Raw genomic sequence first — 23,860 nt, 5'->3', positions numbered from 1 at the left:
TGAATTCTTTACGGATCTCTATCTATGTTGATTAAAGAGATAATTTTGTACGTTCGCGCCAGGTCCGTTCTTGCCACGCTTACAGCCTGTGCTCTTATGGTTGGGCTCGGAGCCATTAATCTCCGGCATGAGCTTGGGCTTGCGACCGCCATTCCGCTGTACATGTTGGTAGTTCTTCTAGTCGCGTGGCGAATGAATTTTCTTACCGCGGCAATCGTATCGGTCTGTGCGACGCTGTGCCTGGACTTCTTTTTTACTCAGCCCCTCCTTACGTTTCGAGTCTCCTCTCCCACCAATGTATTGGCTCTGGTTACATTCGGTTGCATCTCGCTGTTGGTGAACCGTCTTTCGCAGAAGATCAGCCGGACAGACCTTGCACTGCAGCGTCATGATGAACAGCAGCGAGCGATTTATGAACTATCCCAGGGGATGCTGCTGCTGGATTGGCGAGATTCCGTCGGCATACACCTCTGCATGCTGGTTCAGGAGTGCTTTTTTCTCGATGGCGTTGGGCTGCTGGAGGCCCACGAAGAACGCTTCGCGTGGACAGGAGATGCTGAGGACTCTTCTGAGTCTCTGCGAGCCTCCTTGCTGGCAGATCGCGACCTCGATCTTGAAAGCAGGCATGAAGCGGTTCGTGTATTGCGGTCCGGCACGCGCCCGATTGGAACGGTGTTGCTGCGCGGCAGTCTTATCGATCCGCTCATGGCCAGCGCCATCGGCACGCTATTGGCTTCTGCGCTTGAGCGCGGACGTGCCCTGAAGGCGGAGGTTGTAGCCGAGTCGGAGAAACTCTCGGAGCAACTTAGATCGGCGGTGCTCGATGGTCTTGCTCATGCGGTGAAGACTCCGCTCACTACGATCTCCGTTTCGAGTGCGGGACTTATGGAGATCGGTGGGCTGACATCGGTCCAGAGAGAACTCGTTGAACTGATCGAAGGGCAAGCGGCACGGCTATCGAGCCTTACCGGCAAGTTGCTGCGTACCTCCAGGCTAGATGTCACGGAGATGAAACTTAATCGAAGGCCACTGGAGTTGCGAGCGCTATTGCAGTCGGCGATGGATGATCTTGGAGCGGAGTTCGACGCCGAGCGGCTGCAGGCAAATTTTGAAGAGGGCCTGGCGATCGAGGGTGACCGTGAACTGCTCAGTATGGCCCTGGCGCAGGTCCTCGAGAACGCACAGAAGTATAGCCCTGCGGGATCTGCCATTATGTTGTCGGCGAAGGCGGACCACGATTCCATCATTCTATCCATCCATAATGACGGTTCTTACGTTCCGGTAGAAGAGCGAGCGCTGATCTTCCGGCGCTTCTATCGCAGCCACGATGTCGAACACCGCGCCCCCGGTACCGGTATTGGGCTCTCCGTTGCACTGCGAGCCGTGGAGGCGCATGGCGGTGAGCTATGGGTTGAGAGCGAACGCGACACCGGAACCACTTTTTATATTTCATTGCCTGCCCAAGGAGAAGCTAGTGACGCAAGGCTCAGTACTAATCGTTGAAGATGACTCTGCCCTAAGGCATAGCCTGCATAGCACGCTGCAAGCGCTTGGATTTTCCGTGGGGGATGCCTCGAACGGAGAGAATGGCTTATTGGAGTTGCGGCAGAGCAGTTATGACGTCGTGTTGCTCGACATGAATATGCCTGGCATTGGGGGCATGGCTACCTGTCACAAGATGCGCGAGCAGTACCCTCGGCTTCCGATCATTGTGCTGACCGTTCTCGATCGAGAGGAAGACAAGGTACGCGCTCTGGACGCGGGCGCCGATGACTATGTGACCAAGCCGTTCCAGCTGTCGGAACTGGCCGCGCGTATCCGGGCGGCGGTTCGCCGGGTACGCACTCCAGTGGGCGAAGATACACGCGCGCTACAGATCGGCGATGTAGCTTTAGACCCCGTCACGCATCGCGTCACGAAGCATGACGAAGAGTTGCATTTGACGCCGAAGGAGTTCGAGCTTTTACATCTTCTGATGCAGCATGCAGGAAAGCCACTCGCACACAACCGTCTGCTGAAGACGATCTGGGGGCAGGAGTATGGTGGTGAACGCGAATATCTGAGAACCTACATCAGCCAGTTGCGGAAGAAGATCGAGGATGATCCCGCCGAGCCGCAGTATCTCCTTACGGAAAACTATGTTGGCTATCGGTTTCGGCAGGAGTGATGAGAGGCAAGTGTGCGGGCATTTCCTCCTGATGCAGAGCGTGATGCCAACGTTTGTGGTGCGCTTAGCATCATTCCCTCAGCGGCTAAAGCCGCACTGATTCGGGGAGCTTTCCGGCGGGACTGAAGTCCCGCCCCTTCAAAGCAAGGCACTTATTCAGAGATTCCTTAGTGGACTGTGACAGGCTTGTCGGGAGTGACTGTGCCACAGTCCGAGCTAATGAAGTGGGAGGTCGTCGCGGAGTCGATGGTGACCCCCTGGGGACCCGAGTCCGTGTGAACAGTGCCATGGAGTGCGGCCGGGCTGTCGAAGGTTGTTTCGTAATGCGATGTCCTCTTGCCCTTGCTGCAACTCATGTCGAAGCTAAAGCCGGTAGAACTGTAAACCTCGTTGGAGCGCACGCAGCTTTTCTGATCCTGCTGCGGACCGACACCCTTGGCCCAGCTATCGGGTGTAAAACAAACACGCATGACTGTCGTGCGCGGTCCACCACCCAGGAAGCTAGGTGCTCCGGGGGGCAGTTTCACGGTCGTATTGATGGTCGACTCCCACAGACCCATCTTCACGGGTGGGGTGCTGGGCATCTGCATCATCGCAGCGCCGATCAGGACGGCTCCTAAGAGCAGGGTAGTTTTCACGATAGATCTCCTTCAGAGTAGGCGTACTTATTTAAGGATCTCGGGGTTGCTCGGTGTGACCGTACCGCAACTGGAGCTGACAAAGTGGACGTCTACCTTGCTGTCACTCGTTCCTTTGACCGCTCCTCCTGTGCCGAAATCCATGTGCATGGTGCCATGTCCTGTCTCTGGGGTGTCGAAGTCGATCTGCATGTGTCCGGATGTGGTTCCGCAATTCAGATCTAGTGAGTAGCGCTGAGGGGTCCAAACCAGATTCGTTAGTTTGCAGTTCTTGTGCACCTGCGTGAATGGGTTTACAGGGGTCACACACAGGCGCATCTTCATGGTCTGAACCTCTCCGCCAGGTATGACCGTTCCGGGAATGTGGGTTGTAGCGGTGACAGTCTCCTCCCACAGGCCCAGTTTCATGGGTGGAGTGCTGGGCATCTGCATCATCGCAACGCCGATCAGGGTGGTTCCTATAAATGGCATGGGCTTCATGGCAACTCCTTGGGTAGAGCGTTTTTCAACGATTCGGAGCAGATGAATACCTTGCCCGAGCTCAATTCCGTGAAATGAAGGCCGGCTATCTCCATCAATCGATAGATCTCGTGGGGCGTCGTTCCGGCCATGGCTGCAGCAGCTTCAGGTGTGAACTTGAGGACCACGCGGTGGCATTGCTTGCAGCGGCCCGTGAAGCTGGCCACGGGATGTTTGAGAACGGAGACCATCTTCTGCTTAGCGGTCGTCTCGACGTAGCGATAGGTCCGCACAGGGCTCTTGCGATTCTGTCTGGAGACATCTCTGGCTGATACAGTGTGGGGAAACAGCTTCAAGTGGAACTCCTGTCGTGAGGTCGACTGGCAACGTCGAGTTCCACTACACCCCGAGTCCTTCTATAGAGTCTTTTAAATCGGATTAATCGTTCTTAATTGTTTGTGGGTTCCTTCTATGTCGTTGACAGCAAAACGTGTTTACCAATTCGGCGAGTTCGAGTTGAATGTGGAATCGCGTGTGTTCGAACGGCGGGGGAAACGCATCCCTCTGGGGTCGAAGGCGTTCGAGGTCCTTGTCTGCCTCCTTGTCCATGCAGGGGAGGTGGTCAGCAAGGAGATGTTGCTGAACACGGTGTGGCCGGAGTCCTTCGTCGAAGAGAGCAATCTGGCTCAGCACATCTTTGCGCTGCGAAAGGCCCTGGGGGACCGGGCAGGCTATATCGTCACCGTTTCGGGGCGGGGATATCAATTTACAGAGGCTGTTCAGGAGATCGTACCGGAGAGCGCACAATCCCTGCCGGAGAAATCCCACGAGGCTATTGTGCAGCGCCTGATCGAGCGCACACATCTCCTCATCGAGGAGTCGGCGGCTTCGCCGGTTTTGGATGCTGGCGCCAGGCAGAAGCGTCTCTCCTCCAGGCGGCGCTTCTGGATAACAATGGCCGCCGCATTGGCTATTGGTGCTGTGGTCATTGCGTGGATTGTGGTGCGGAGGCGAGTTCATTCGTTATCAAAGCCCGCATCGGTGGTCGTTGCTGATTTCCTCAATGCCACGGGGGACGCTGCCTTCGATCGCACCCTAAAGCGTGCGTTAGAGATCGACATGGCGCAGTCTCCCTACATGGATGTTCTGAGCGGACGTGAGACTGTGCGCACGCTCCGGATGATGGGACGCCAGGGGGACGTCACACTCACTGCCGATATTGCGCGAGAGGTCTGCGAACGAACCAACCGTCAGGTATTGCTGGTGGGAAGCATCTCCAGCGTGGGTAGTGAATACCTGCTCACTTTGGAGGCGACCGACTGTAGCACCGGGGAGCGGCTCACTGGAGCCAAGGCAGTGGCGAAGACGAAGGCGAAGATCCTCAGCGCATTGGATTCAGTGGCTGAGCGTGTCCGCACAGGACTGGGCGAGTCCGAAAAATCGGTGGAGAGCTTCCGGGTTCCGATCGTGCAGGCGACTACCCCCTCGCTGGAGGCACTGAAGTTCTACTCGCTGGGAATGAATCTCGTGGCCCAGTCGAAGGACGAGACCGAAAGCCTGCCGTTCTTTCAACGGGCTGTCGAACTCGATCCACAATTTGCCATGGCCTACGGTGAGATCGCCAACGATTACTACAACCTCTCTGAATACAATCGGGCAGCCCCCTTCTTCCAGAAGGCCTTCGAGTACAGCGAACATGTAGATGCCAGGGAGAAGCTGACGATCCAGGCGCACTACTACGAAAGCGGACTGGGAGACATTCTGCGTGGGAATAAGACGTATCAGGTATGGGCGGCAACGTATCCGCAAGACTGGGTGCCGTGGCTCGACCTGGCGAACAATGAAACTCAGCTTGGCCAATATCCAGCTTCCATCGAGGCTGGGGAGCAGGCTTTGAAACTGGGACCGGGGCGGGGGATCAACTATACCGTTCTTGCCCGGGCCTACATGCGCGCGAGTCGCTTCGAAGATGCCAAGAGGATAGGCCGTCTGGCGACGGGCAGAAGCATTAACGCTTCCGCCCTGAACTGGACGTTATTTCAAATAGCCTTCATCGAGCACGATCAGAAGGCGCTTCTTGAGATAACGGCCTGGCTGGCGAAGCACCCGGATGACTGGCATCTTCTGGACGACCAGGCAGTAGCTGCTGCCTCCATCGGGCAGTATAAGAATGCAGTCAAACTCTTCGAGCAGGCCTATGCCATCGCAGAACGCGAGAGCCTGTTTGAAGCTGCGGACGGCATTCTGCTCGACAGGGCCCAGGCAGAGGCCAGCCTGGGATTGATCTCAATGGCGCGCGCTACGATGGGCCGCATGACTCAGTTCGCGCCGGACAGCAGGGATCTTATGCTGATCAGCGCACAGTTAGGTGATGCCACCACTGCGCAACGATTTCTGGCGGCGAATGGTGGAAAGTCCGGTTCCGCGACGCTGATGACGTATATCTATCTTCCTCAAGCGCGCGCGGTGTTGGCCATGCAGCATGGAAAGCCTCTCGAGGCCGTTGCGGCGCTTGAAACTGCCAAACCCTATGAACTGATCGACTATTCCGTCCCGATACAACGGGCCGAAACGTATGTGCAAGCCCGACAACCCGATATGGCGATCGCGGAGTATAAGAAGGTCCTCGCCAATCCAGGCGTCGATGGTACAAATCCTCAATACGTGCTGACGCATCTTGGGCTCGCCAGGGCGTATGTCATGGAAGGCCATGTGCCGGAGGCCCGGTCTGAGTACGAAGCATTTTTCGCTGCATGGAAGGATGCCGATCCAGACGTTCCGGTGCTGCAACAGGCTCATCAGGAATACGCGCGTCTTCGGTGACCATATTCGATTCTTGTTGCGACGATTAGACCGGCGTGACCCAGAGCAGTGGTTGCCGAACGGGGAAGTTGCGGATGATCTCCGCGGTCTTCGGGTCGGGAGGAAGCGTGCGCCAGAGGGCGATGAACCTCGGTTCGTTGTAAGCCAAGCCAGAGAAGAGCAGACTAGGCTGACGGTTGGGCAGGTCGTCGAAGTATTCGACATCGTGCGGATAGGGCCACTGGCTCTTGTCCTGAATGAACGGGAACATGAAATCGACGGCCTTCTTGTAACGATTGCCATTGGGTAAGGTGAACTGCCAGAGGTCGTCCGCCGAGCCGTCGTTTGTGGAGACGAGTTGGCAGAGGATGGCTGTTACATCGAGGTCGAAGAGCGAATAGCTATAGGGTTTTGTGCGTGCCAGTTCCAGCGGAAAGCTGCCGTTGGGGGCGAGTTGGTCCGGCATTAGATTTTCTTTGAAGCGCTTGCGGCAGAGAGCGATTGCGTCCTGATTGCCGGTGTAGACGGCAAATGCCGCAGCCTGTGCGACCCAGCAGGTACCGTGGTTGTTCTTCGCGAGTTCCTCCTCAATGCCGTTTTTGGAGGTGCGCATCCAGTCGAGATACTGCGCGAACCACTCGTGCAGGCCGTGCAACTCTGCGGGCGTGAAGACGTTGGCCTTTTCCAGATGGCGTGCGGCGCGCGTGACTTCGATGAGATGCAATGTGTCGATGATGCCAGTGCCTCGGCCTGGGCTGACTCCGAAGATAGCCTGTGCATACTGCAGGTTGGGATTCATCTTCGTGGCGGGATCGAGAAACCAGGCGCGAAGATGCAGCGCGGCATGTCTGGCATAACGGGTATCTCGCGTGACGAGCCACGCGGCCGTCAGCGCTGGGACGTGCAGACTCAGCCGGATGAGAGCTTCGCGGTGGTCGTTGAAGTTAGCGGGGTTGGAGAGGCCGTCGCGGCGGATGTAGGGACCGCCGGGGTTCTTCGGATCGGGCCACCAGTAGTCGCCTTCGGAGAAGTAGTCGTGCGGGCCGCCGGTGCTGCGCTGCGAGTGGGATGCGGTGAGGGTGATCGGCTTTTGTGCAAGGTAGTCGTTCGCTGCCTTCAGAATGCGGCCGTGGTCGATGCGCGCGATCTCCTTCGCCGTGATCAGCGGCTCGGGTGCTGCCGGCACAAGGGCTCGCATATGCGGTGTGATTGCGAGTGCAGCGGCGGAGAGCGTGAAACGGCGACGATCGATCATAGTTTCTCCTGAGGGCTTTGAAATCGCTCCAGACAGTTGCAAGTGCGGTTCTTATTCAGCAACGAGCTACGAGATAGCGAGCTTCGAGTTGGGTGATGCTCACTCATGCGATGGAAACAAAGGCAGGGGCGATGCCCTCGGTGATGACGGCTACTGTGTTGGATCCGTCATTGCGTTGCAGGCTGATTTGGGCGCGTCCGTTGTACATCTGCACGACGCGTGAGCCGGTAGAGGTGCCGAGGTTGTCGATCAGCTTGCCGCTGCCGGCGAGTGAGAAGCGTACTGTGGCGCGAGAGTCGAGGCAGAGCACGCCGTTCGCGTCGAGCAGGGTGGCTTCGACCGTGGCCTTACTTTCGTCGCGGGTGAGTTCGCGCAGTTGCAACTTGGCGGGCTTGTCCCACTTAGTGGTCTGGAACTCGAACTCGATCTCGTCGGTGAGGGTGACGCCGTTTTTCTTTGCGACTACACGCAGATGATTTTTGCCGGGCACGAAGTTAGCCATCCAGCGCAGGCCGGCGGCAGGGAAGTTCTGGCTATCGCGTTGTTTGGTGCCAGCGGATTTGCCGTTTACGAAGAGCTCGGCGGACGGGCAGTTGGAGTAGACCTTCACCATGCGCTGTTCGCTCTCGGAGCCCCAGCGTACCGGCCATGAGTGGCCGTAGATGTGCGCCATCGGCTCCTCGCTCCAGTAGGACTGGAAGACGAAGTAGCCTTCCTTCAGCGTCAGGTCGCGTTCGAGCAGGCCTTTCTGGTTGATGCGTGGGACGGGGTTCTCCGCGCGCAGAGGCGTGGTGAAGTCCTTGAAGATCCACTGCGCGGAGCCCGCGAACCAGGGGAGTGTCTCCTGTACTTTGAGGTGCCAGTCGAAGAGGTCGCAGGCATAGGTCTCAGACCAGTCGCCGTCGCGGGAAAAGCGCGCATCGCCGCCGGTTTTGAGGTAGGCCATGCCGACTTCAGCAGTGCCCTTGCCGGTGTCTATCTTCGGAAGGTTGGCGTAAGGGTCTTCGGAGTGACGGCGAGCATGGGAGTCCGCGCCCCACTCGATGTGGAGGAGGTGTTTGCTCTTCTCGCGTTGGGTCTCCAGGGACTTCTGATACTCGGTGTAGAGTCCGCTATACCAGCCTGCCCAGATGCTGGGTGAGTAGGTGTCGGGGATGTCGCGAGCGAAGTCGCAGCGACGGAAGCTGGTGGCACGAGAAGGATCGAGATGATGCGCGAGGTCGTTCATCTCCGTCATGAACTTGCGGATGGCATCCTTATCGATGGAGGGAAACTCGTTGGGCCAGTCGTCCTCATTGCCCAGCCCCCAGATGAGAATGCTGGGGTGGTTGTAGTGCTGCCTGATGGTGTTGGTGAAGGATTGCTTGACCTGGTCCTGCCACTGCCGGTCGCCGATGCCGGAGCGGCACCACGAAGCCTCTTCCCAGACGAGGATGCCGAGTTCATCGCAGAGGTCGAGCACCTGACGCGTCTGTTGATAGTGACCAAGACGGATGAAGTTGGCGCCCATCTTCTTGACCAGCTCCATCTCTTTGCGGACCAGTTCGTCGGGTTGCGCGGCGGCGAAGCCTGCATGATCCATATGGCGCTGTGTTCCGCGCAGCAACAGACGTTCGCCGTTCAGCTTGAAGGGGCCGTGGTCAACCCATTCCGTGTGTTTGAGGCCGAAGCGTTCCTTCATCTCGCTTTCGCCGTGCTCGCTGGTGAGTGTGACACTGCAAGTGTAGAGGTGCGGTGTCCTGGGCGACCAAAGCTTCGGGGTGGGGATGTCGAAAGAATCAATCTCGGCTTCATCGTTCCACAGGGCTAGTGTCTTCGTCGTCTGGTGGACGGTTTTGCCGTTAGCGTCATTTACACGAATAGCGAGTGTGACGTTGCCGGCGAGTTTGGTTGGGTTGTGGAGGCGGGCTTTTACTTTGACGCTGGAAGGAGAACCGAGTACGACCGTTGGTGTGATGTGGAGCGTTTCGCATAAAACCGCAGGTGAATAGACCAGATGCACACGGCGATAGAGGCCGCCATAGAGGCTGAAGTCGCTCAGATCGGACGGAGAACGCTCGAGGTCCGGCGAGTTGTCGCATAGGATGGATAGTGCGACGCCGGGATCCTTCTTGCCCTTTACGGCTGCTGCTCCGGGGACGGGTGTCACCGAGGCGAGGGCGTCGGTGATGTCGTAGACGAACTCATCGTAGCCGCCTACGTGCGTTCCTATGAGTTGCGTGCCGATGTAGACCTGCGAGGTCTGGCCGGCGCCTTCGAAGTGCAGCAGCGTGCGGCCGTTCTTCACGGGGTTCGTAGCCGGAATATGCGTGCGATACCAGCCGTGGCCGCGATAGTACGGTGTATCGGGATCGCAGGCGTCGTAGTGGTTGAAGCAGTGCGGGAGAGAGATCTTCTCCCAGACGGCGATCTCATCTCCATGCCAGACCTCCCATGGACCGGCTAGCGGGCCCTGATAGTACTCCCATGAGGTGTCCAGAGGGAGGGGGGATGCGCCCGCAGCGGCGAGGAACGGCTGCACGATCGATGCGCGCAAAGGGATGATCCCTTGTGAGATCGCTGCGGTTGCGGCGAGGGACTTTAGAAATTGCCGGCGGGAGTGGGAAGAGGTAAGAGGCATGGGTAGATAATCGCTTCGGCTCGGATAAAGCCGTCTTCTGCGGTATATCTATGCCAGGTTGCTCTTGTCAAGCGGTTGTACAGAAGCTGAATGGGTCACGACGTAGATGGCGTATGTTACCGCTACTGAACATCGCAGACCCGTTCCTCGCCTGGTATGTGTTGGCTAGACATCCATATGCACGAACCTGGCATTCTTCTGCGCGGTGATGACCAGCTCCGCGGCTAATAATGCCTGTTCCTGGTCCTGCGCGGTGTGCGTGCGATTGACGATGTCCGAGACGAACTGGGGACCGAAGGGCAGGTCGATATTGTTGCAATCGATGTAGCGTGACTGTTTCGCATCCACGATGAAGAGATTGTTGCCCTGATGGTTGACGGCGACATTGGTGTACTTGCGCACCTCGATGTACCCTTGTGTGCCGAGAATGAAGAGCCTTCCATCGCCCCATGTCCCTAGTCCGTCAGGAGTGAACCAATCCAACCGGACATAGCCGAAGCCTTTGTTGCCGCGCAGCACCATGTCGCCGAAGTCCTGGAAGCGTGGATGCTCCGGATGCGCGACGTTTGCGATCTGCGACTCTACAATTTCGGCCTTCGTCGATCCTGTGTAGTAGAGAAACTGATCTACCTGATGTGAGCCGATATCGCACAAGATGCCGCCATACTGGTCGGGGTTCCAGAACCAGTCGGGCCGGGCTGCTCCACCACCGTTGTCGCCGGCTTTTTGGGTGATCTGGTGCGGCGCGATGTTGATGGTTTGGATCACGCGGCCGATCGCACCCGACTGCACTAACTCTCCGGCCTTGACCGCTGCCTTTACCTCCAGTAACTCGCTGTACATGATGCCGTAGATACGCTTGGTCTCGGCGATGGTCTTTCGGACTTCGGCGAGCTGTTCCAGCGTTGTAATGCCAGGTTTATCGCTTAGGTAGTCCTTGCCGTGCTTCATCACCTTTACCCCAAGCGCGGCGCGCTCGCTGGCGATCTTCGAACTCATTACGAGCTGGATGGAAGAGTCATTCAGGATCTCTTCTTCCGAGGAGGCGACTTTGACGTCGGGGAAGCGTTTGCGGAACGCCGCTATCTTGTCGGGCTCGGAGGCATAGGCTGCTACCATTTCTCCGCCACCACGTTGAACCGCGCCGATCATTCCGTAGATGTGATCGTGGCTCATGCCGCACACAGCGAAGCGGATTTTATTGCCGGGATTCGCACCTGCAACCTGCAACGGTGCGGCGATCTCATGCACGATATGTCCGCTCCCGGTGTGCGCGGCGAAAGCCGTTTCGGGGAGCGCTCCCAGTAGTCCCACCGAGCCTATTGTCTGCAAGAACGACCGACGATCCATCTCACTGTTTCCACTCATCTATTCATCCCCTTTACTTGCAATTTGCGTGTTCCATCTTATTCCGTGGAAGCAGTCGCTGTCGCTGAGGTTTGATGGATGACGGCAGTTTAGCGAAAGAGCGCCCAACGTGGCGCAATTGTATGAGCGACACATCCGGTCAGTATTTCTCCCTGTCCGTGAGCGTGTTCATGAGGCCGGCTTCACGTGTTGCAAACACGTCTTCACGGTATGGGGGAGAAGACGGCGATCCTGGGGGGAGCGAAGAGGCTTGCGTAGGCTACGAAGACCTTATGGGAAACAGGGTCTACAGCGAGAGTATGGGCTCCATAGTGGGTACGTATCTCGTCCAGTACCCGATAGACGTCGGGACCGTCTTGCTGGATCACTGTTAATTTTCCAGCTCGTCCGGCAGAGTAGATTCGATGAAGGGTTTGGTCGAATGCCACTGCATCAGGGCCCCCGCCGATCTTTAGCGACGTGATCACTCGATGTGTCTCCAGATCGAACACTATTAGTCTGGCATTCCCGGAGCAGACCGCGAAGAGCCGCCGCTGCACGGAATCAATAGCCATCCCGGACGGCCCTTTGCATGGGGCGAGAGACCATTGTCCTACTACTGATCGCTTGCCAAGGTCGATTGCAGCTATCGAGTTGATGTCTACGAGATTTTGATAGAGCAAGCCTGTCTTCGGGTCCAGCGCAGGAAACTCGGGCTTTCCAGGAAGCGGAATGGCCCCTACGGTTATGCGCTTTTCCGAATCGATCAAGGTCGCCAATTTTGCGTCTCCATTGGCTACATACACGAGCTTTCCCGATGGGACATAGAGTATGGCATCTGCATCATCCGCAACGGGGATACTTACAAGCTGTTGGAGAGATTCTGGATCGAAGACATCCACCATGTTCGTTTCGCTTCGTGTCATGAAGGCAACGTTCGCTTCGGGCAGCAAGGCGACACCGTGAGCGGCGCCGGACCCAGGCATTTCCGATACGATACCTGCGGCCGGTTTACTTGAATCCAAAACGATTTTGAATAAGGCGCCCGACGATTCATTGGTAACGAACAGCGTGTGATCGCTTAATGTCAGATAATCGAGAACGGTGAGGAGTCCGCCGCTCTTCGGAAGCTCGATAAAACCATCGAAAGCCATGAACCTGGACCGACTTGGCGTCCCAGGATAGATCAAGTAGGCCAATGCCACTCCGAGGAAACTGACCAGCGCAACGACAACTGCTACTGTCACCTTGCGCATATTGGTCATGGCGCGGTTCTTTTTCCCTTTTATTGCCGCGGCAGGACCAGGGGTTGTAGATTCAGCAATCATTGTCTCGACCTCCTCCAAAATGCTGTTTTGAATCCATGAAATGATCTACTTCCCTGTCTAGGCTTAGAAGAATTTATGGACACACAATCGGTTATGTAAGAAGGATGACCACGCGAATTACAAAGAACGATACTGCCCATGCAATTCGATTGAAGCTGAGCGAGATATGGGGCTTCATCGTTCCCTCCATGGTTTTCATTGTCGCGGGCAGCCCCGGACGGTGCTGTCAGGAAAGCTCTGCGAAGTGTGAAGATTTGTAAGCTGGCTGAGAATAGCTTTGGGGCAGATTCTCAGGGGTATCATGAATAGGAGCCGCTTCTTTGGTTCGCGGAGATATAGACCTTGCTCAGTTCGAAGGGCGTGACACAGCCAGCGAACCCACGTCTGCTGGTAGTGGATGACGACCGTGATTTGTGCCATCTGGTGACGCAATACCTGGAGCCGGAGGGCTTTATGGTGTCCGCAGTCCATACCGGAGGAGAAGGAATAAGAGCGGCACTCGAGGGAAATTATGAGCTGATTGTCCTGGATGTCATGTTGCCGGATAAGAAGGGCTTTGACGTTCTGCGGGAGATCAGAATGCGTGTCCGGACACCTATCCTGATGCTTACAGCAAAGGGAGACGAGTTCGACCGCATCCTGGGCCTTGAACTCGGCGCCGACGACTACTTGCCGAAGCCGTTCAGTCCCCGCGAATTGATCGCCCGAATCTCGGCTATTCTCCGTAGGTCCGGATGGCAATCCGAAAGCAGTACCGCATCGCGCCCCCCTGTGATCCATTCGGGAGATATCGAGCTCGATCTGGCGGCGCGCACCGTGTCCAGGGCGAGTGAGTTTCTGCGGCTGACCTCCGCGGAGTTCGATCTATTACGCGCGTTCTTCGAAGCGCCCGGCCAGATCCTAACCCGTGAGGCACTTGTTGAGACTGTTCTCGACCGAAAGTTTTCCCCTTTCGATCGAAGCATCGACCTCCACATCAGCAACCTTCGCCGCAAGCTTGGCCCACAGAGCGATGGCGCTGAGAGGATTCGGAGCGTGCGCGGAGTTGGCTATCTTTATGCGTGGCCTCCGGGTACTAGTACCACGACTGAATGAAAGGTGTTTTATTTTTTCTGGTTTTCATTTCGTCCCGCTCACGGTTTTCCATTGGCCGAAGCCGATGAGTTTTTCGTCAAGCGCTTCCCTATAAACTCCTGGAGGACATTTCCCCCTGCTCGTCCGGCAATGCCAATGAAGGAATTGGTAAAGACGAGGTTCAGCCCTCGATCTGCGTGAGGATAGTATGCATTGGAGAGAGCGCCCGAACACATGGCCCCGAGGAGATAGGAATAGTTCGGCATAGTATTTCCGCTGTCACTGCGCGTGACAAAGGCGCTACTCACCGCGTGATACAGGCGCGACTTCTTCGTTCCGGTTCCCTGGTAGAAGTAGCGTGGATCCTGGTGAAAGATCGAGGGAAATACTGCATTACTCAGGTAGTCGCTTGAACGCCCGTTGCCAAACTGTGCGGCCCAGCGCTTGCCGTATCCTGCGGCGCCTTGCCCGTATCCGGCAAAGCTGTTATTCGCCTGCTCGATGCCCGCTGTTACGCTGACGCCCACGAACGAGGTCCAATCGAGGGTGTCGTGCGAAGCAAGGGCGTATTTCTGTTTCGTGGTAAGCGGAGCTGGGTCATGAACGTAGCTCACGTAGAAGTTCGGGATGATGCCGAGCAGGCGCTGTTTCTCTTCCGCTTTTACCTGCTCAGCGGCAATCACTTCAGTGGGGCGGACAGTAATCTCCGTACTTGCCGTTGCAACCGGCAGCAAAATCCTGGGGAGCTCATAGGCCTGTTGTGCGGTGATATCGAACTCCGCAGAGGTAAAGGGCTCAAGGCCCTTGGCGTGGACGATGACGAGATAGGAACCGGGAGGAAGCCTGGTAAAGGAGAATTCGCCATGTGCGCCGGATAGCAGCGTGCGCTGTTGTGCTCCGCCCATATCGGTCAAGCTGACCTGTGCTCCTGAAACAGAGGCTCCGCTTATGTCGAGCACGACACCGGAGACGCTGGCTGAACCATCAGCCGATTTTTGTGGACCTAACTGGGGCCGCGGTTCTTCCGGCAGAACGCTGCTGCTAATCTCCAGCCCAACAGTTTGTTGCTGAGCAGGCGCAGTATAAGGGAATAGACACAAGAGAAGTGGGGTGCAGGCAAGGGCAAAGTGTGGCCGGAGCCTTGTTGCTCTTCTCAAAGTGCGTCTCCAGATCAGAGAGACATGCACCTTGTGAGGCCCAATCAGGCCCAGGATGTTAAGCTAACAGCCCGCGCGGAATAGAATGCGCATGAGGATTTGTTACTTCTGAAACGCATAGCTCTCCAACAGGACGAATATCTCTATTCGAAAGGTATGTGGTCCAGATATGGCATGCGGTCAGGAAACGTGAAGCGACTGTAAGGATTTGTATAGATTTGGCGAGGAGCCCGTCCGTGGGCAGAGTTGTGTCGTATACATCAAAGTGATGTTCAATGATCAGGAACGGAGATTATTTGCCATTTAATCTTCAAGCAAAGCTCCTCAGGGTAAGAGCCAGAGTGCCTATATACCGGCTCTTCCTAACCATCTTCCTTTGGTTTTGGGTGACTGCCTGGGGCATTCTCGCCATTGTGTTTCTTGGCAGTCACTTCACTGGCATGAGGCAGGTCTCTGCTCCAAACATGTACGCGACAGTAGCTCCTATCCTGGCAGCTGAAGCCGTGAAGGCCTATGAATCGGGCGGCCCTGAAGCGTTTGCCCGTTTTTCGCAAAGCAATGATGACGATAGTGCGAAGCAACTCTTCTTGCTCGATGGATTCTATAAAGACGTGCTGTCGAGGCGGCTGACAAACGACGGTCTCAGGGTTGCGCACGCAGCCAAGGATGGCCAGCTCGTCGTACTGCGAGCCCGTATCGCAGCCTACAAGTTTATCTCTCCCTCAGGGCATCCCTACATACTGGTGCTCTACCTGAAGCCTGGTATGCGTGAGATACGAGACGCATTTCTGGGAGAGGGTCTCCCGTATACCATCTCCCTGATCCTTTTGGTCACTGTACTCTGCTTCGCACTTGCGCATCATATCGCGTCACCGATCCATAGCATTCAGTCGACGGCTAGAAGAGTCGCTCAAGGAGACCTCAAAGCGCGGGTGCCGTCTACTGTCTCGAGGCGCTTTGACGAGTTGTCATCTCTGGCAAAAGATTTTGACTCGATGGTCGGTCGTCTTGACCTATTGATTCAAACCCAAAAAAAGCTTTTGAACTCCGTATCGCATGAGCTGCGCTCTCCTCTGGCTCGCATCAATCTCTCTCTGGCACTCCTAAAGAAGCGTTCCTCGGCAGAGTCCGACGACATGTTTCAGCGTCTGGATCGGGATGTTGCGAGGATCGATCTATTGATAGGGCAACTTCTAACGCTCTCACGTCTTGAAGCCGAGCTTTCGTCAGCTGCAAGAGAAGACCTAGACCTTGCTCAGCTCGTCGAGGCAGCGGCTGCCGACGGCAACTTCGAAGCACAAGCGGTGGGCAAGTCTGTAAGTCTTCACTCGCCTGATTCCGTTATTGTAGGGAATGCAGACCCACATGCGTTGCGAAGCGCTTTTGAAAACATTATTCGTAACGCGATTCGTTTCACACCGCCAGGGAGCAATGTCCTGATTGTTTTGGAAGTCGATCAGAGCGTGCCGGAACCCATTGCCATTGTGACTGTGCAGGACCATGGTCCTGGAGTGCCGGAAGATTCTCTTCTAGCAATCTTTCAGCCCTTCTATCGAGTGAACGGAGATGTAGAAGGTACGGAAGGAAACGGCCTCGGTCTGGCTATTGCCTCTGAAGCGATACGTTTGCACCGCGGTACGATCAGCGCCGCCAATCTTCGGCCCACAGGCCTGGAAATAACGATTCGACTGCCGATCATTTCCGCGACAGCATTCCCTGGATATAAGCTTTCGCAGATCGAGCATAGCAACGCGATCTAAGTGCTTCGACCAGTGCAATTGGCGGCAGAAGCAATACAGGGTTCCGTCAGCTAACGCTTCAGGATGACGGCGAAAAGCAAACTACCGCAATTTAAGCAGGCTACGAGCTCAACGTACAGCGAGCGGGAGGTTGTAGACGGGATCCAGTTCTACCGGCCCAATGATTCCGGAGGGTAGCAGTGGTGAGTCTTTGGTGTACTGGCGAATGTTGGTCCAGGTGTAGTGCTTACCCTGACTTTCCTGTGCGTCTCCTATGAGGCGGTTTGGCCATAGGTTGGTGACGTCGATCTCGATCTCGTTTTCTCCGGCATGCAGGAGTCCATGGAGTGGAACTATGTAGGGTGACTTCCAGAGAATGCCGGCGTTGCCTCCATTGATTCTTACAGCGGCAACTTCATGCACCTCTCCAAGATTCAATTCGGTGGACGAAGCCGCGTTTGCCTGGCTGGCTGTGAGCTGCAGAGAGGTGCGGTAGGTAGCTCGACCGGAGAAGTAGCGCACGCCAGCATCGTTGAAGGCTGTCCAGGATTGCAGCTTGTCCAGCTGTATCTGAGGCGGAGCGCCCCAGTTCGGAGGAAAGTTGAGCGTCCAGGGGCCCGCTATGGCGATGGGGTCGATCTTGTCTGTAGAAACGGTACTGCTTGTGCCGTCAGAGAAGAGGACATTGTAGGAGCCAGGGAGATGCGTCGACAGCCAAACGGCCTTTCCGTGTTGAACGATGGTCAACGAGGCTGGCAGAGATTCTTTGGCAGGGAACTCCGAGTCGTACAAGACACTTCCGTTGTGTTCGATGCGAGTTACATGTTTGAGTGGCGTGTGATGGCGAAGGATGATGAAGATCGATCCGCGCGCGTCGAGCGATAACGGCAGCATCGTTCGCGCGTCAGACGTTGGAGAGAACAAGAGAGTAGTCTCGACTGCTCCTGTGTCGGCGTGGAAGAGTTCAGGCTGGCCTTTGTCCGAGCGGAGCAACACAGTGGCCTTTACCGGAGTGTCCAGAGTGTTGCGAATGAAATATATGTCTGCCTGCGCGGTGTGGCGATGGGCATAGTCCAGCATGGGTTGTTGCGTGTCGGCCTCCTGCAGGTCAGGCGGGACGCCCATAGCCTGAAGTGCTTCGTGCGCCTTTGCGGTGCAGTAGAGTTGGCCCTTTCCAGTGGCAATATGGTGGCTGGTGCTGGTTTCGCAGTCTCTCCATAGGTGGTTGGCGAGGAGTTGGAACGCTTGCTCGTCCGATGCCGAAGTAATGCCTTGACTGCGGAGCGGACGTTCTCCGATCAGTGTTCCGCCGGCTTCGACATAGCGTTGCATGAACTGCAATACAGCGAGAGGAAGGATGCGCGACGCCGGCAGAGCTAATGCACGGTAGCGAATGCCCTCAGGCGTACTGAGGACGCCTTCTTCAAAAGAGAACCGGTGCAGCAGGGCCTCAGTATCTGTGACGTCGTAGTCGTATCCGGGCAGGATTTTGGCTGGATCGTCACGCTTCAAGCGTACGAAGTTCGGCACGTTGTCTCCGTAGTAGTAGAGAACGTCGCTGACGGGAAGTCCCTGCTGCATGAGGAACTGCGAGCGGTTTAGATATTGAAAGAATGGAGTTGAGTCACGCCACCACGTCACATTGGGATTCATGTGAGTTCCGGCAAAGTACTCCTGTCCAGGCAGGCCCAGTTCCGGCGGCGATGAGGTGAACGCATGCCAGACGAGGCGATTCATTCCTTCGGTAAGCGCCTGATCGAACGATGGCCGAAGGTTCATCCCGATAGATTCGTTCCAATGATTGCCGATGGAGGTCATGCCTTCCGCTGCGGCGAAGGGACGGCCATAGATGTGAGCTGCGCTGGAACCCTCCTTGACGAAGTAACGTGCTTCGTCGGAGGTGCGATGCTCTTTGGACATTGCCCAATATTCAGTCTGCGGGACTGCACTGGAGCGAAAAGTTTCTAGTGCATCGATTGGTGCTCCGTGTGGACCGCCGGACTCGCACTGAATGCCGAGGCCATAGGACTTCGCACGCAAGGCCATTCGATCGTAGTGCGTGTTGACGAGGTCGCCGACAGTGCGTCGCAGATCGGTGAGAAAGCGGGTACTGAGGTCACGGCTGCCTACGATGCGGCCGGCAACGACAGGCAGGTAAAGGGTTGGGTCGTATCCTCTTCGTTGGTTGAATTCTTTGCCGAATGCGGCTGTCCAGTTGGTGCCACCCAGCTCCCAGCTATCGGTAGCGACATACTTCAGGCTCTTGCCGACGTAGGGTTTGGCCGCGGCCAGCAAGGGTTCTACGTTTATCTTCCAGTAAAGATCGAAGGCGTGCGGATCGAGATAATCGATGGCCAGCCCCTGCCACGTATCGCTCGACGTAGATATGCGTGCGTCTGAATCCGTATAGCCGATGCGTAGAATCTCCCATGCGACTGCGTTGCTTGCTGGCGGAGCCCAGTGGACAGTTCCATCTGTATCCACTTGATGAGTGATGTCCTGAATCTCCGAGAGTTCGACATCTTCGTCCTTCTTCTCTGGAGTGGTGTCGGTTAGTAGTGAGGTGGCATCGGGCATGGAGAAGCCCATCTCTGCCGATGCCGACTTATAGCTCAATCCAGGGAGAGCACTGCGCTTGCTTCCACGGTCTCCGGGGAGATCGGCGCCGCGATGCAACGGATAGGCAAGCACCGCAATCTGCTGATAGAAGCCGTTCTTTGTCGGCGGCATCTCGATCTGGATAAACGCCAATTGCTTCGGCATGACGATGACACGCGACCAGGTCAACAGCTTCGACGCATCCTTCGGCTTGACCAGAGGGCTACCCAGATTCCAGCCACTCGTAATGTTGAGCGTGATCTCCAGGCCCAGCCGGTCGGCCTCTTTCAGGGCATGAACGTAAAGTTTGGTCCACGCGGGACTGCCGAACTCCGGGCCTGGCGGAACATTGTCGTTGCCGTTCTGGTTGGCGCCGTTGGCGTCTACCAACAGCGCGCCGCCATAGCCTTTCTTCGACATTTCCTCCAGGTCGCGTGTGATGGTGGCCTCGGTAGTGTGTCCATTCAGCCACCACCAATAACAACGCAGCCGCGCCGGAGCGGGAGGATGTTGAAAGCCCTGCACAAGTGCATCTGTTGGCACGCTTCGAGCAGCGTCGTATTGCTGACTGCTCGCCGCTATGCCCGAGCTACAGAGAAGGATGGTCATGCTGGTGCAGGCTATCAGCGAACGAACGGTATAGATCTTCTTTATCGAGGGCATACGACTCCGCATATTGTTATCGAAGCGACCGATCTACTCCAAAAAATGAGTGCGGGTCGACAAGTAATTTTAAGAGGATGTAAGGGCAAGAGACGGACCGCCTAGGGTGCCGGATCGTTCGGCGGTCCGTCTCGAGCACACAGTTAGAAGTTCATGCGAATCGTAATTTGAGTCAAACGTGGATCGTTCACCTGGGTTTTTGTCACGACGCCGTAACTGGCAGTTCCTGGGGTCGTTCCAGGTGCGCCAAAGTTCGGGGTGTTCAATACGTTGAAGAACTCGCCACGCAGTTCGAAGTTGAGTGAGTCGTGAATCTTGAACTGCTTGAACAATGACAGGTCCAACAGCGGATGGACAAGTTCACGAATATTCAAATAGGGGCCGATGGTGGCCAGGGTGAACTGTGGATTCTGCACGAACGCCGGGCTCGACGCAGAACTGGCGCAAGCTGTTGGTCCCACGACATTGGCCGGAGCGCCGTTGACGATGTTTTGATAGCAGGTATTGAAGAAGTTGCTATACGTAGGATTTGAGTTTCTGACACTTCCGACCTGTGTATAGGTGGCCGAGGTGCCATATTGCGACCCCGTTCCTCCTCCTGGCGCTGGCACGAGCGGTCCATCATAGGCGCGGAGTGCGCCCTGCAGGCTCCATCCACCCAACGGCAGCCGCTCATAGAGCGGCAGGTTGGTGAACTGTGTGAAGTGGTATGTCCCAAAGAGATTTCCACGCAGGTTGGGTATTGGATCTTGATTGCGAACCGGGTTGGCATCCTGAGGGTTCAGATAGGAGTTCTGATCCATGATCTTGGCCCACGTAAAGTTCCCCTGCATATCCAGCCCGTGGCCTAACTGCTTGTTCACTGAGACAGTCAAGGAGTTATAGAGCGCACTGCCGGATGAGAGGTAGTCGTCGGTGACGCCGGTGAACTCGGGGAAGGGGACGTCAAGGAGATACTGCGAAACCTTCGCTGCGTTGAGAGAAGAGCCAGGCAACAGGCCTGCCATAGGGTTCGTGACCTGTGCGTTGAGCGCCGCATTCTGTGCCGTGGTGAGCGGCGACGCGTGAGTTCCGAAGAACGAAGCCGGAAGGTTGTCGATCTGTTGATTGATCTCCAACTGCGAGACCTTGTTGCCGGAGTAGGCAATCTCGACCGCCATCTTTGCGGGCAGTTGGAACTGCAGGCTTGCTGACCACTGCAGCATCTTGGGTTGAACATGATTGGGATCGGGATAGCTGACGCTTTGACCTAACTGGGTTGCAAGTCCCAAGGAGTTTCCGGTGGGTGCCTGAATGCCCGACGGATATGGATTCGAGAGGAAGTTGGCCGGCAGTACGTTATTCGTGGTCGCTACGTAAGAGGTCTGATTGCTGTATCCCTGGGCGAGCGGGCTCTCCAGCGTGTTGAAGTAGATAAGACCAATACCTCCACGCAACACGATGTCTGGAGCGAGTTGGTAGGCGAGTCCAAAGCGTGGCTGGAAGTTGGCGTATTTCTGTGGGGCAGAGTAGCGGCTGGGCGAACTCTGTGTGTCGACAAAGGTGAGGCCGCCGTTGAGCGCGAGCCCGGTGACAGAACTTTGCAGTGGGTTCGCGCAAGTGATGCAGAACCCCGCGTTCAGCCGGTTGTAGCGCTCCGATAGAGGTGACTCATAGTCCCAGCGAAGGCCCAGGTTCACAGTCAACTTGTCCGAGACGCGCCAGTCATCCTGCGCGTAGAACGCGTAGTAGATCTGCTGCAGGGCATAGGCAATCTGGTTGGTGTAGAGACCATTGGAGGGGACGCCCAGCAACATCGCGGCGACGGCGTTGCCCGAATTTACATCGCCGCCCACGGTGCAGTTCGTGGTTGGGCAGTTGGCGCCGGTCAGGCCGCTGGAGTTCTGCTGCGTAAACTGGCGATTGAAGACAAAGTTGCCGAGACCGCTCTGGGGATTCTGCACGTTATAGCGGCTCATGTTGCCATCGAAGCCAACGCGCAGGGAGTGCCGCTGAAGGGTTTTTGCTACCAGCAAGGACGCGGAGCCTAGTGTGTCTTCGCTAATCTGTCCAGAAGCACCGCCGGCCAGACCGGCATAGCTGTCCGAGGAAGAGGTGTTAGGGAAGGATTGAAAAGGCAGATTGCTGCCGTTGATGCCGATACTGCTCAGATTGAAGACGTTGCCTGGATACACCAGGCCAAACGGATGGTAGATCACGCCGAAGCGTGAATCCACCACCAGTGTGGGCTTTATAGCAAAGACGTCATCTATGCTGCCACCTTCGTTATTGCGATAGACCGTGTAACCGTCACCGCCGGGTGCATTCGCGTTCGTGCTGGAGTAACCGGTTGTGGAGGGGCCAATATTCTTTGGAAACCCTTCGTTCGGCTCGATCTGGTTCAGGACGTCCTTGAAAAAGGTGGCGTTGGCTTTGTGGCGGTCGGAGAATGAATGATCGACGCGCGTCACGATGGAGTAATACTTATTCGGTTCGGTGGTATCGGACGAGATGTAGTTCGTCGTGCTGTTGAAGTTGCTGTTGGGAGCAGGAAAGTAGCTCAGGAGCGCCGCGCCAGCAGCATTGATTCGACTGGATGGAATGATGTTGTAGGGAAACGGAGTGCGGTTGGCTCCGGGCGTGGCGACAGAGGTGGGATCGTAGATCTGTTCACCCGCACCAGCGACGCAGACACCACTCGCATTGAAGTTGGAGCACAGGTTGGAGAAGTCGCCACCGACCTCGCCGCCGTCCGCGGCGCCGGTGAGAGGATTTGTGCCTGTAGTGGTTGGAACGAATCCCTGGTACGGCAGCGGCTGGTGCAGTTGAATGCGTTCGTACGCAACCATGAAGAAAGTTCTGTCTTTTCCTTTGTAGACATGCGGAATGCTCAGAGGGCCATCGATCACAAACCCCGGCTGCGTCCACGTGTCGTTGACACGCGGGGTTCGCGCAGTTCCTGTTGCATTCTGCGTCGGCACACGCTCATACGTGTTGGCATCCATGTAGGTATCGCGGAAGACGAAGTACGCTGAGCCGTGATATTGGTTCGATCCCGAGCGCAGGACGGTGTTGGTCACCACTCCGTTGCCGTGTCCGTACTGCGCATCGTAGAGCGCGGTTTGGATCTTCACTTCCTGCACCGCTTCGGGCGATGGGACAAAGCCGGTATAGCTGGCTCCCGAGAGACGCTCGGCAGGATCGTCGGGGATACCGTCCAGAGTGAGGCGGTTGTGTCCGCTGCTGCCGGCTGCGTCGATCTGTACGGCGGTTCCGCTGAAAGGGTTGGTAAACCCGCTGGCTTTGCCCTGCATGTAGTTGCCGGAGTAGACATTGGCGGCAAGTGTCGCGAGAACAAATGGGTTGCGGCCAATATTCGGTGTATCGGTTACCGCCGCGGTCTCGAAGGTCGTGGCAAGGTTGGCTGAACCGGTATCGAGCAGTTGGACATCCGCGGTAACCTCAACGCTCTCTGTGGCTGAGCCAATGGTCAAGGCAAAATCGGTGTTCACATTGCCGCCGGCTGTGAGGGTGACGCCGGTCCGAGACTCGGTGCGGAAGCCCTTCGCCGTAATCGTCAGGCTGTAATCGTCAGGAGTCAGAAAAGGAATGGAATAGCCGCCAGCCTCATTGGTGACAGTTTTTGTGGTGAAGTGAGTCACCGTATCGGTAGCGGAGACCTGGGCGTTCGGAACGCTTGCGCCGGTTGTGTCTTTGACCTGTCCGGTCAATGTGCCGAGATACTGCTGCGCCTCGAGGGGGACTGTGATGGCGAGACTCGCGAGAGCAAGCAATCCTGAGACGATGAGTTTATTGCAGAAACGAACTTGATACACACAACCCTCCATAAGGCTTAACGCTGAACCGTGGGTCTCATGCCCGTGTCGATCCTTTGGAAAGGCATCGATCACCGGCAAATTTGAGAGACAGACGGAAATGGTGTTTTGAAGACGGCCAATCGTCTGCTTCCTGCTTGGAGGGGGACAAGTTAATTTACCGGAAGAGCTAGGCTAAGACATTTCTAGTGCGGCGAT

The 23,860-nt window shown here is 56.4% G+C and carries 15 protein-coding genes; 5 read left to right on the top strand and 10 right to left on the bottom strand.

What is annotated here, in order from left to right:
* Positions 1 to 45: 45 nt before the first annotated feature.
* Both GSQ91_RS18315 and GSQ91_RS18310 read left to right on the top strand, forming a co-directional pair.
* A complete protein-coding gene (locus tag GSQ91_RS18315; protein ID WP_158823183.1) occupies positions 46 to 1,503 on the top strand; it encodes an ATP-binding protein in 1,458 nt (485 codons plus the stop codon).
* Positions 1,475 to 2,167 carry a response regulator transcription factor gene (locus GSQ91_RS18310; protein WP_158823182.1) on the top strand — a complete coding sequence of 231 codons (693 nt, stop codon included), beginning with the start codon at positions 1,475 to 1,477 and terminating at the stop codon, positions 2,165 to 2,167. Before GSQ91_RS18315 ends, GSQ91_RS18310 begins: the two co-directional genes overlap by 29 nt.
* A 167-nt stretch (positions 2,168 to 2,334) precedes the next feature.
* Here GSQ91_RS18310 and GSQ91_RS18305 read toward each other — a convergent pair whose 3' ends face one another.
* The 3 genes from GSQ91_RS18305 to GSQ91_RS18295 are packed head-to-tail and all read right to left on the bottom strand — an operon-like array spanning position 2,335 to position 3,620.
* On the bottom strand, positions 2,335 to 2,805 hold the full coding sequence (locus tag GSQ91_RS18305; protein ID WP_158823181.1) for a DUF3617 family protein: 471 nt from the start codon (positions 2,803 to 2,805) through the stop codon (positions 2,335 to 2,337).
* A gap of 27 nt (positions 2,806 to 2,832) precedes the next feature.
* Positions 2,833 to 3,285: a DUF3617 family protein gene (locus GSQ91_RS18300; RefSeq protein WP_158823180.1), complete on the bottom strand. Its 453-nt coding sequence runs from the start codon at positions 3,283 to 3,285 to the stop codon at positions 2,833 to 2,835.
* Complete coding sequence (locus tag GSQ91_RS18295) at positions 3,282 to 3,620, bottom strand: hypothetical protein (RefSeq protein WP_158823179.1); 339 nt, start codon at positions 3,618 to 3,620, stop codon at positions 3,282 to 3,284. The genes GSQ91_RS18300 and GSQ91_RS18295 overlap by 4 nt, the downstream gene beginning before the upstream one ends.
* 115 nt (positions 3,621 to 3,735) lie before the next feature.
* Between GSQ91_RS18295 and GSQ91_RS18290 the strand changes: the two genes are divergently transcribed.
* Complete coding sequence (locus GSQ91_RS18290) at positions 3,736 to 6,087, top strand: winged helix-turn-helix domain-containing protein (RefSeq protein ID WP_158823178.1); 2,352 nt, start codon at positions 3,736 to 3,738, stop codon at positions 6,085 to 6,087.
* Between the two features lie 25 nt (positions 6,088 to 6,112).
* On the opposite strand, the gene GSQ91_RS18285 is transcribed toward GSQ91_RS18290, so the two are convergent.
* The 4 genes from GSQ91_RS18285 to GSQ91_RS18270 all read right to left on the bottom strand — a co-directional run bounded on the left by GSQ91_RS18285 (position 6,113) and on the right by GSQ91_RS18270 (position 12,616).
* Complete coding sequence (locus GSQ91_RS18285; protein WP_158823177.1) at positions 6,113 to 7,321, bottom strand: alginate lyase family protein; 1,209 nt, start codon at positions 7,319 to 7,321, stop codon at positions 6,113 to 6,115.
* 103 nt (positions 7,322 to 7,424) lie between these two features.
* On the bottom strand, positions 7,425 to 9,941 hold the full coding sequence (locus tag GSQ91_RS18280) for a glycoside hydrolase family 2 TIM barrel-domain containing protein (protein ID WP_158823176.1): 2,517 nt from the start codon (positions 9,939 to 9,941) through the stop codon (positions 7,425 to 7,427).
* Between the two features lie 165 nt (positions 9,942 to 10,106).
* A complete protein-coding gene (locus GSQ91_RS18275) occupies positions 10,107 to 11,309 on the bottom strand; it encodes a Gfo/Idh/MocA family protein (protein WP_254064689.1) in 1,203 nt (400 codons plus the stop codon).
* Between the two features lie 203 nt (positions 11,310 to 11,512).
* The gene (locus tag GSQ91_RS18270) at positions 11,513 to 12,616 is read right to left on the bottom strand and encodes a YncE family protein (protein WP_158823175.1); all 1,104 of its coding nucleotides are present in this window, start codon (positions 12,614 to 12,616) and stop codon (positions 11,513 to 11,515) included.
* A gap of 342 nt (positions 12,617 to 12,958) precedes the next feature.
* Here GSQ91_RS18270 and GSQ91_RS18265 point away from each other — a divergent pair, with 342 nt between their 5' ends.
* A complete protein-coding gene (locus tag GSQ91_RS18265) occupies positions 12,959 to 13,711 on the top strand; it encodes a response regulator transcription factor (RefSeq protein ID WP_254064687.1) in 753 nt (250 codons plus the stop codon).
* A 38-nt stretch (positions 13,712 to 13,749) separates the two neighbouring features.
* Here the strand turns inward: GSQ91_RS18265 and GSQ91_RS18260 are convergent, their stop codons facing one another.
* On the bottom strand, positions 13,750 to 14,847 hold the full coding sequence (locus tag GSQ91_RS18260) for a carboxypeptidase-like regulatory domain-containing protein (RefSeq protein WP_158823174.1): 1,098 nt from the start codon (positions 14,845 to 14,847) through the stop codon (positions 13,750 to 13,752).
* Positions 14,848 to 15,188: 341 nt separating this feature from the next.
* Here GSQ91_RS18260 and GSQ91_RS18255 point away from each other — a divergent pair, with 341 nt between their 5' ends.
* A complete protein-coding gene (locus GSQ91_RS18255) occupies positions 15,189 to 16,607 on the top strand; it encodes an ATP-binding protein (RefSeq protein WP_158823173.1) in 1,419 nt (472 codons plus the stop codon).
* A gap of 108 nt (positions 16,608 to 16,715) precedes the next feature.
* On the opposite strand, the gene GSQ91_RS18250 is transcribed toward GSQ91_RS18255, so the two are convergent.
* On the bottom strand, positions 16,716 to 19,847 hold the full coding sequence (locus tag GSQ91_RS18250) for a glycosyl hydrolase (RefSeq protein ID WP_158823172.1): 3,132 nt from the start codon (positions 19,845 to 19,847) through the stop codon (positions 16,716 to 16,718).
* Positions 19,848 to 19,990: 143 nt separating this feature from the next.
* Entirely contained in the window at positions 19,991 to 23,662 is a 3,672-nt protein-coding gene (locus GSQ91_RS18245) for a TonB-dependent receptor domain-containing protein (RefSeq protein WP_158823171.1), read from the bottom strand.
* Positions 23,663 to 23,860 lie beyond the last annotated feature (198 nt).

The sequence above is a fragment of the Granulicella sp. S156 genome (genome assembly GCF_009766105.1).
Taxonomy (GTDB): Bacteria; Acidobacteriota; Terriglobia; order Terriglobales; family Acidobacteriaceae; genus Granulicella.
The sequence above is the reverse complement of the archived record's forward strand: the minus strand, read 5'-3'. Positions and strand labels throughout refer to the sequence as shown.

Bases quoted from the DNA above. Each gene is read 5' to 3' on its own strand.
- GSQ91_RS18285 (WP_158823177.1), bottom strand. From the start codon at position 7,321: ATGATCGATCGTCGCCGTTTCACGCTCTCCGCCGCTGCACTCGCAATC.
- GSQ91_RS18270 (WP_158823175.1), bottom strand. From the start codon at position 12,616: ATGATTGCTGAATCTACAACCCCTGGTCCTGCCGCGGCAATAAAAGGG.
- GSQ91_RS18275 (WP_254064689.1), bottom strand. From the start codon at position 11,309: ATGAGTGGAAACAGTGAGATGGATCGTCGGTCGTTCTTGCAGACAATA.
- GSQ91_RS18250 (WP_158823172.1), bottom strand. From the start codon at position 19,847: ATGCCCTCGATAAAGAAGATCTATACCGTTCGTTCGCTGATAGCCTGC.
- GSQ91_RS18280 (WP_158823176.1), bottom strand. From the start codon at position 9,941: ATGCCTCTTACCTCTTCCCACTCCCGCCGGCAATTTCTAAAGTCCCTC.
- GSQ91_RS18290 (WP_158823178.1), top strand. From the start codon at position 3,736: ATGTCGTTGACAGCAAAACGTGTTTACCAATTCGGCGAGTTCGAGTTG.
- GSQ91_RS18300 (WP_158823180.1), bottom strand. From the start codon at position 3,285: ATGAAGCCCATGCCATTTATAGGAACCACCCTGATCGGCGTTGCGATG.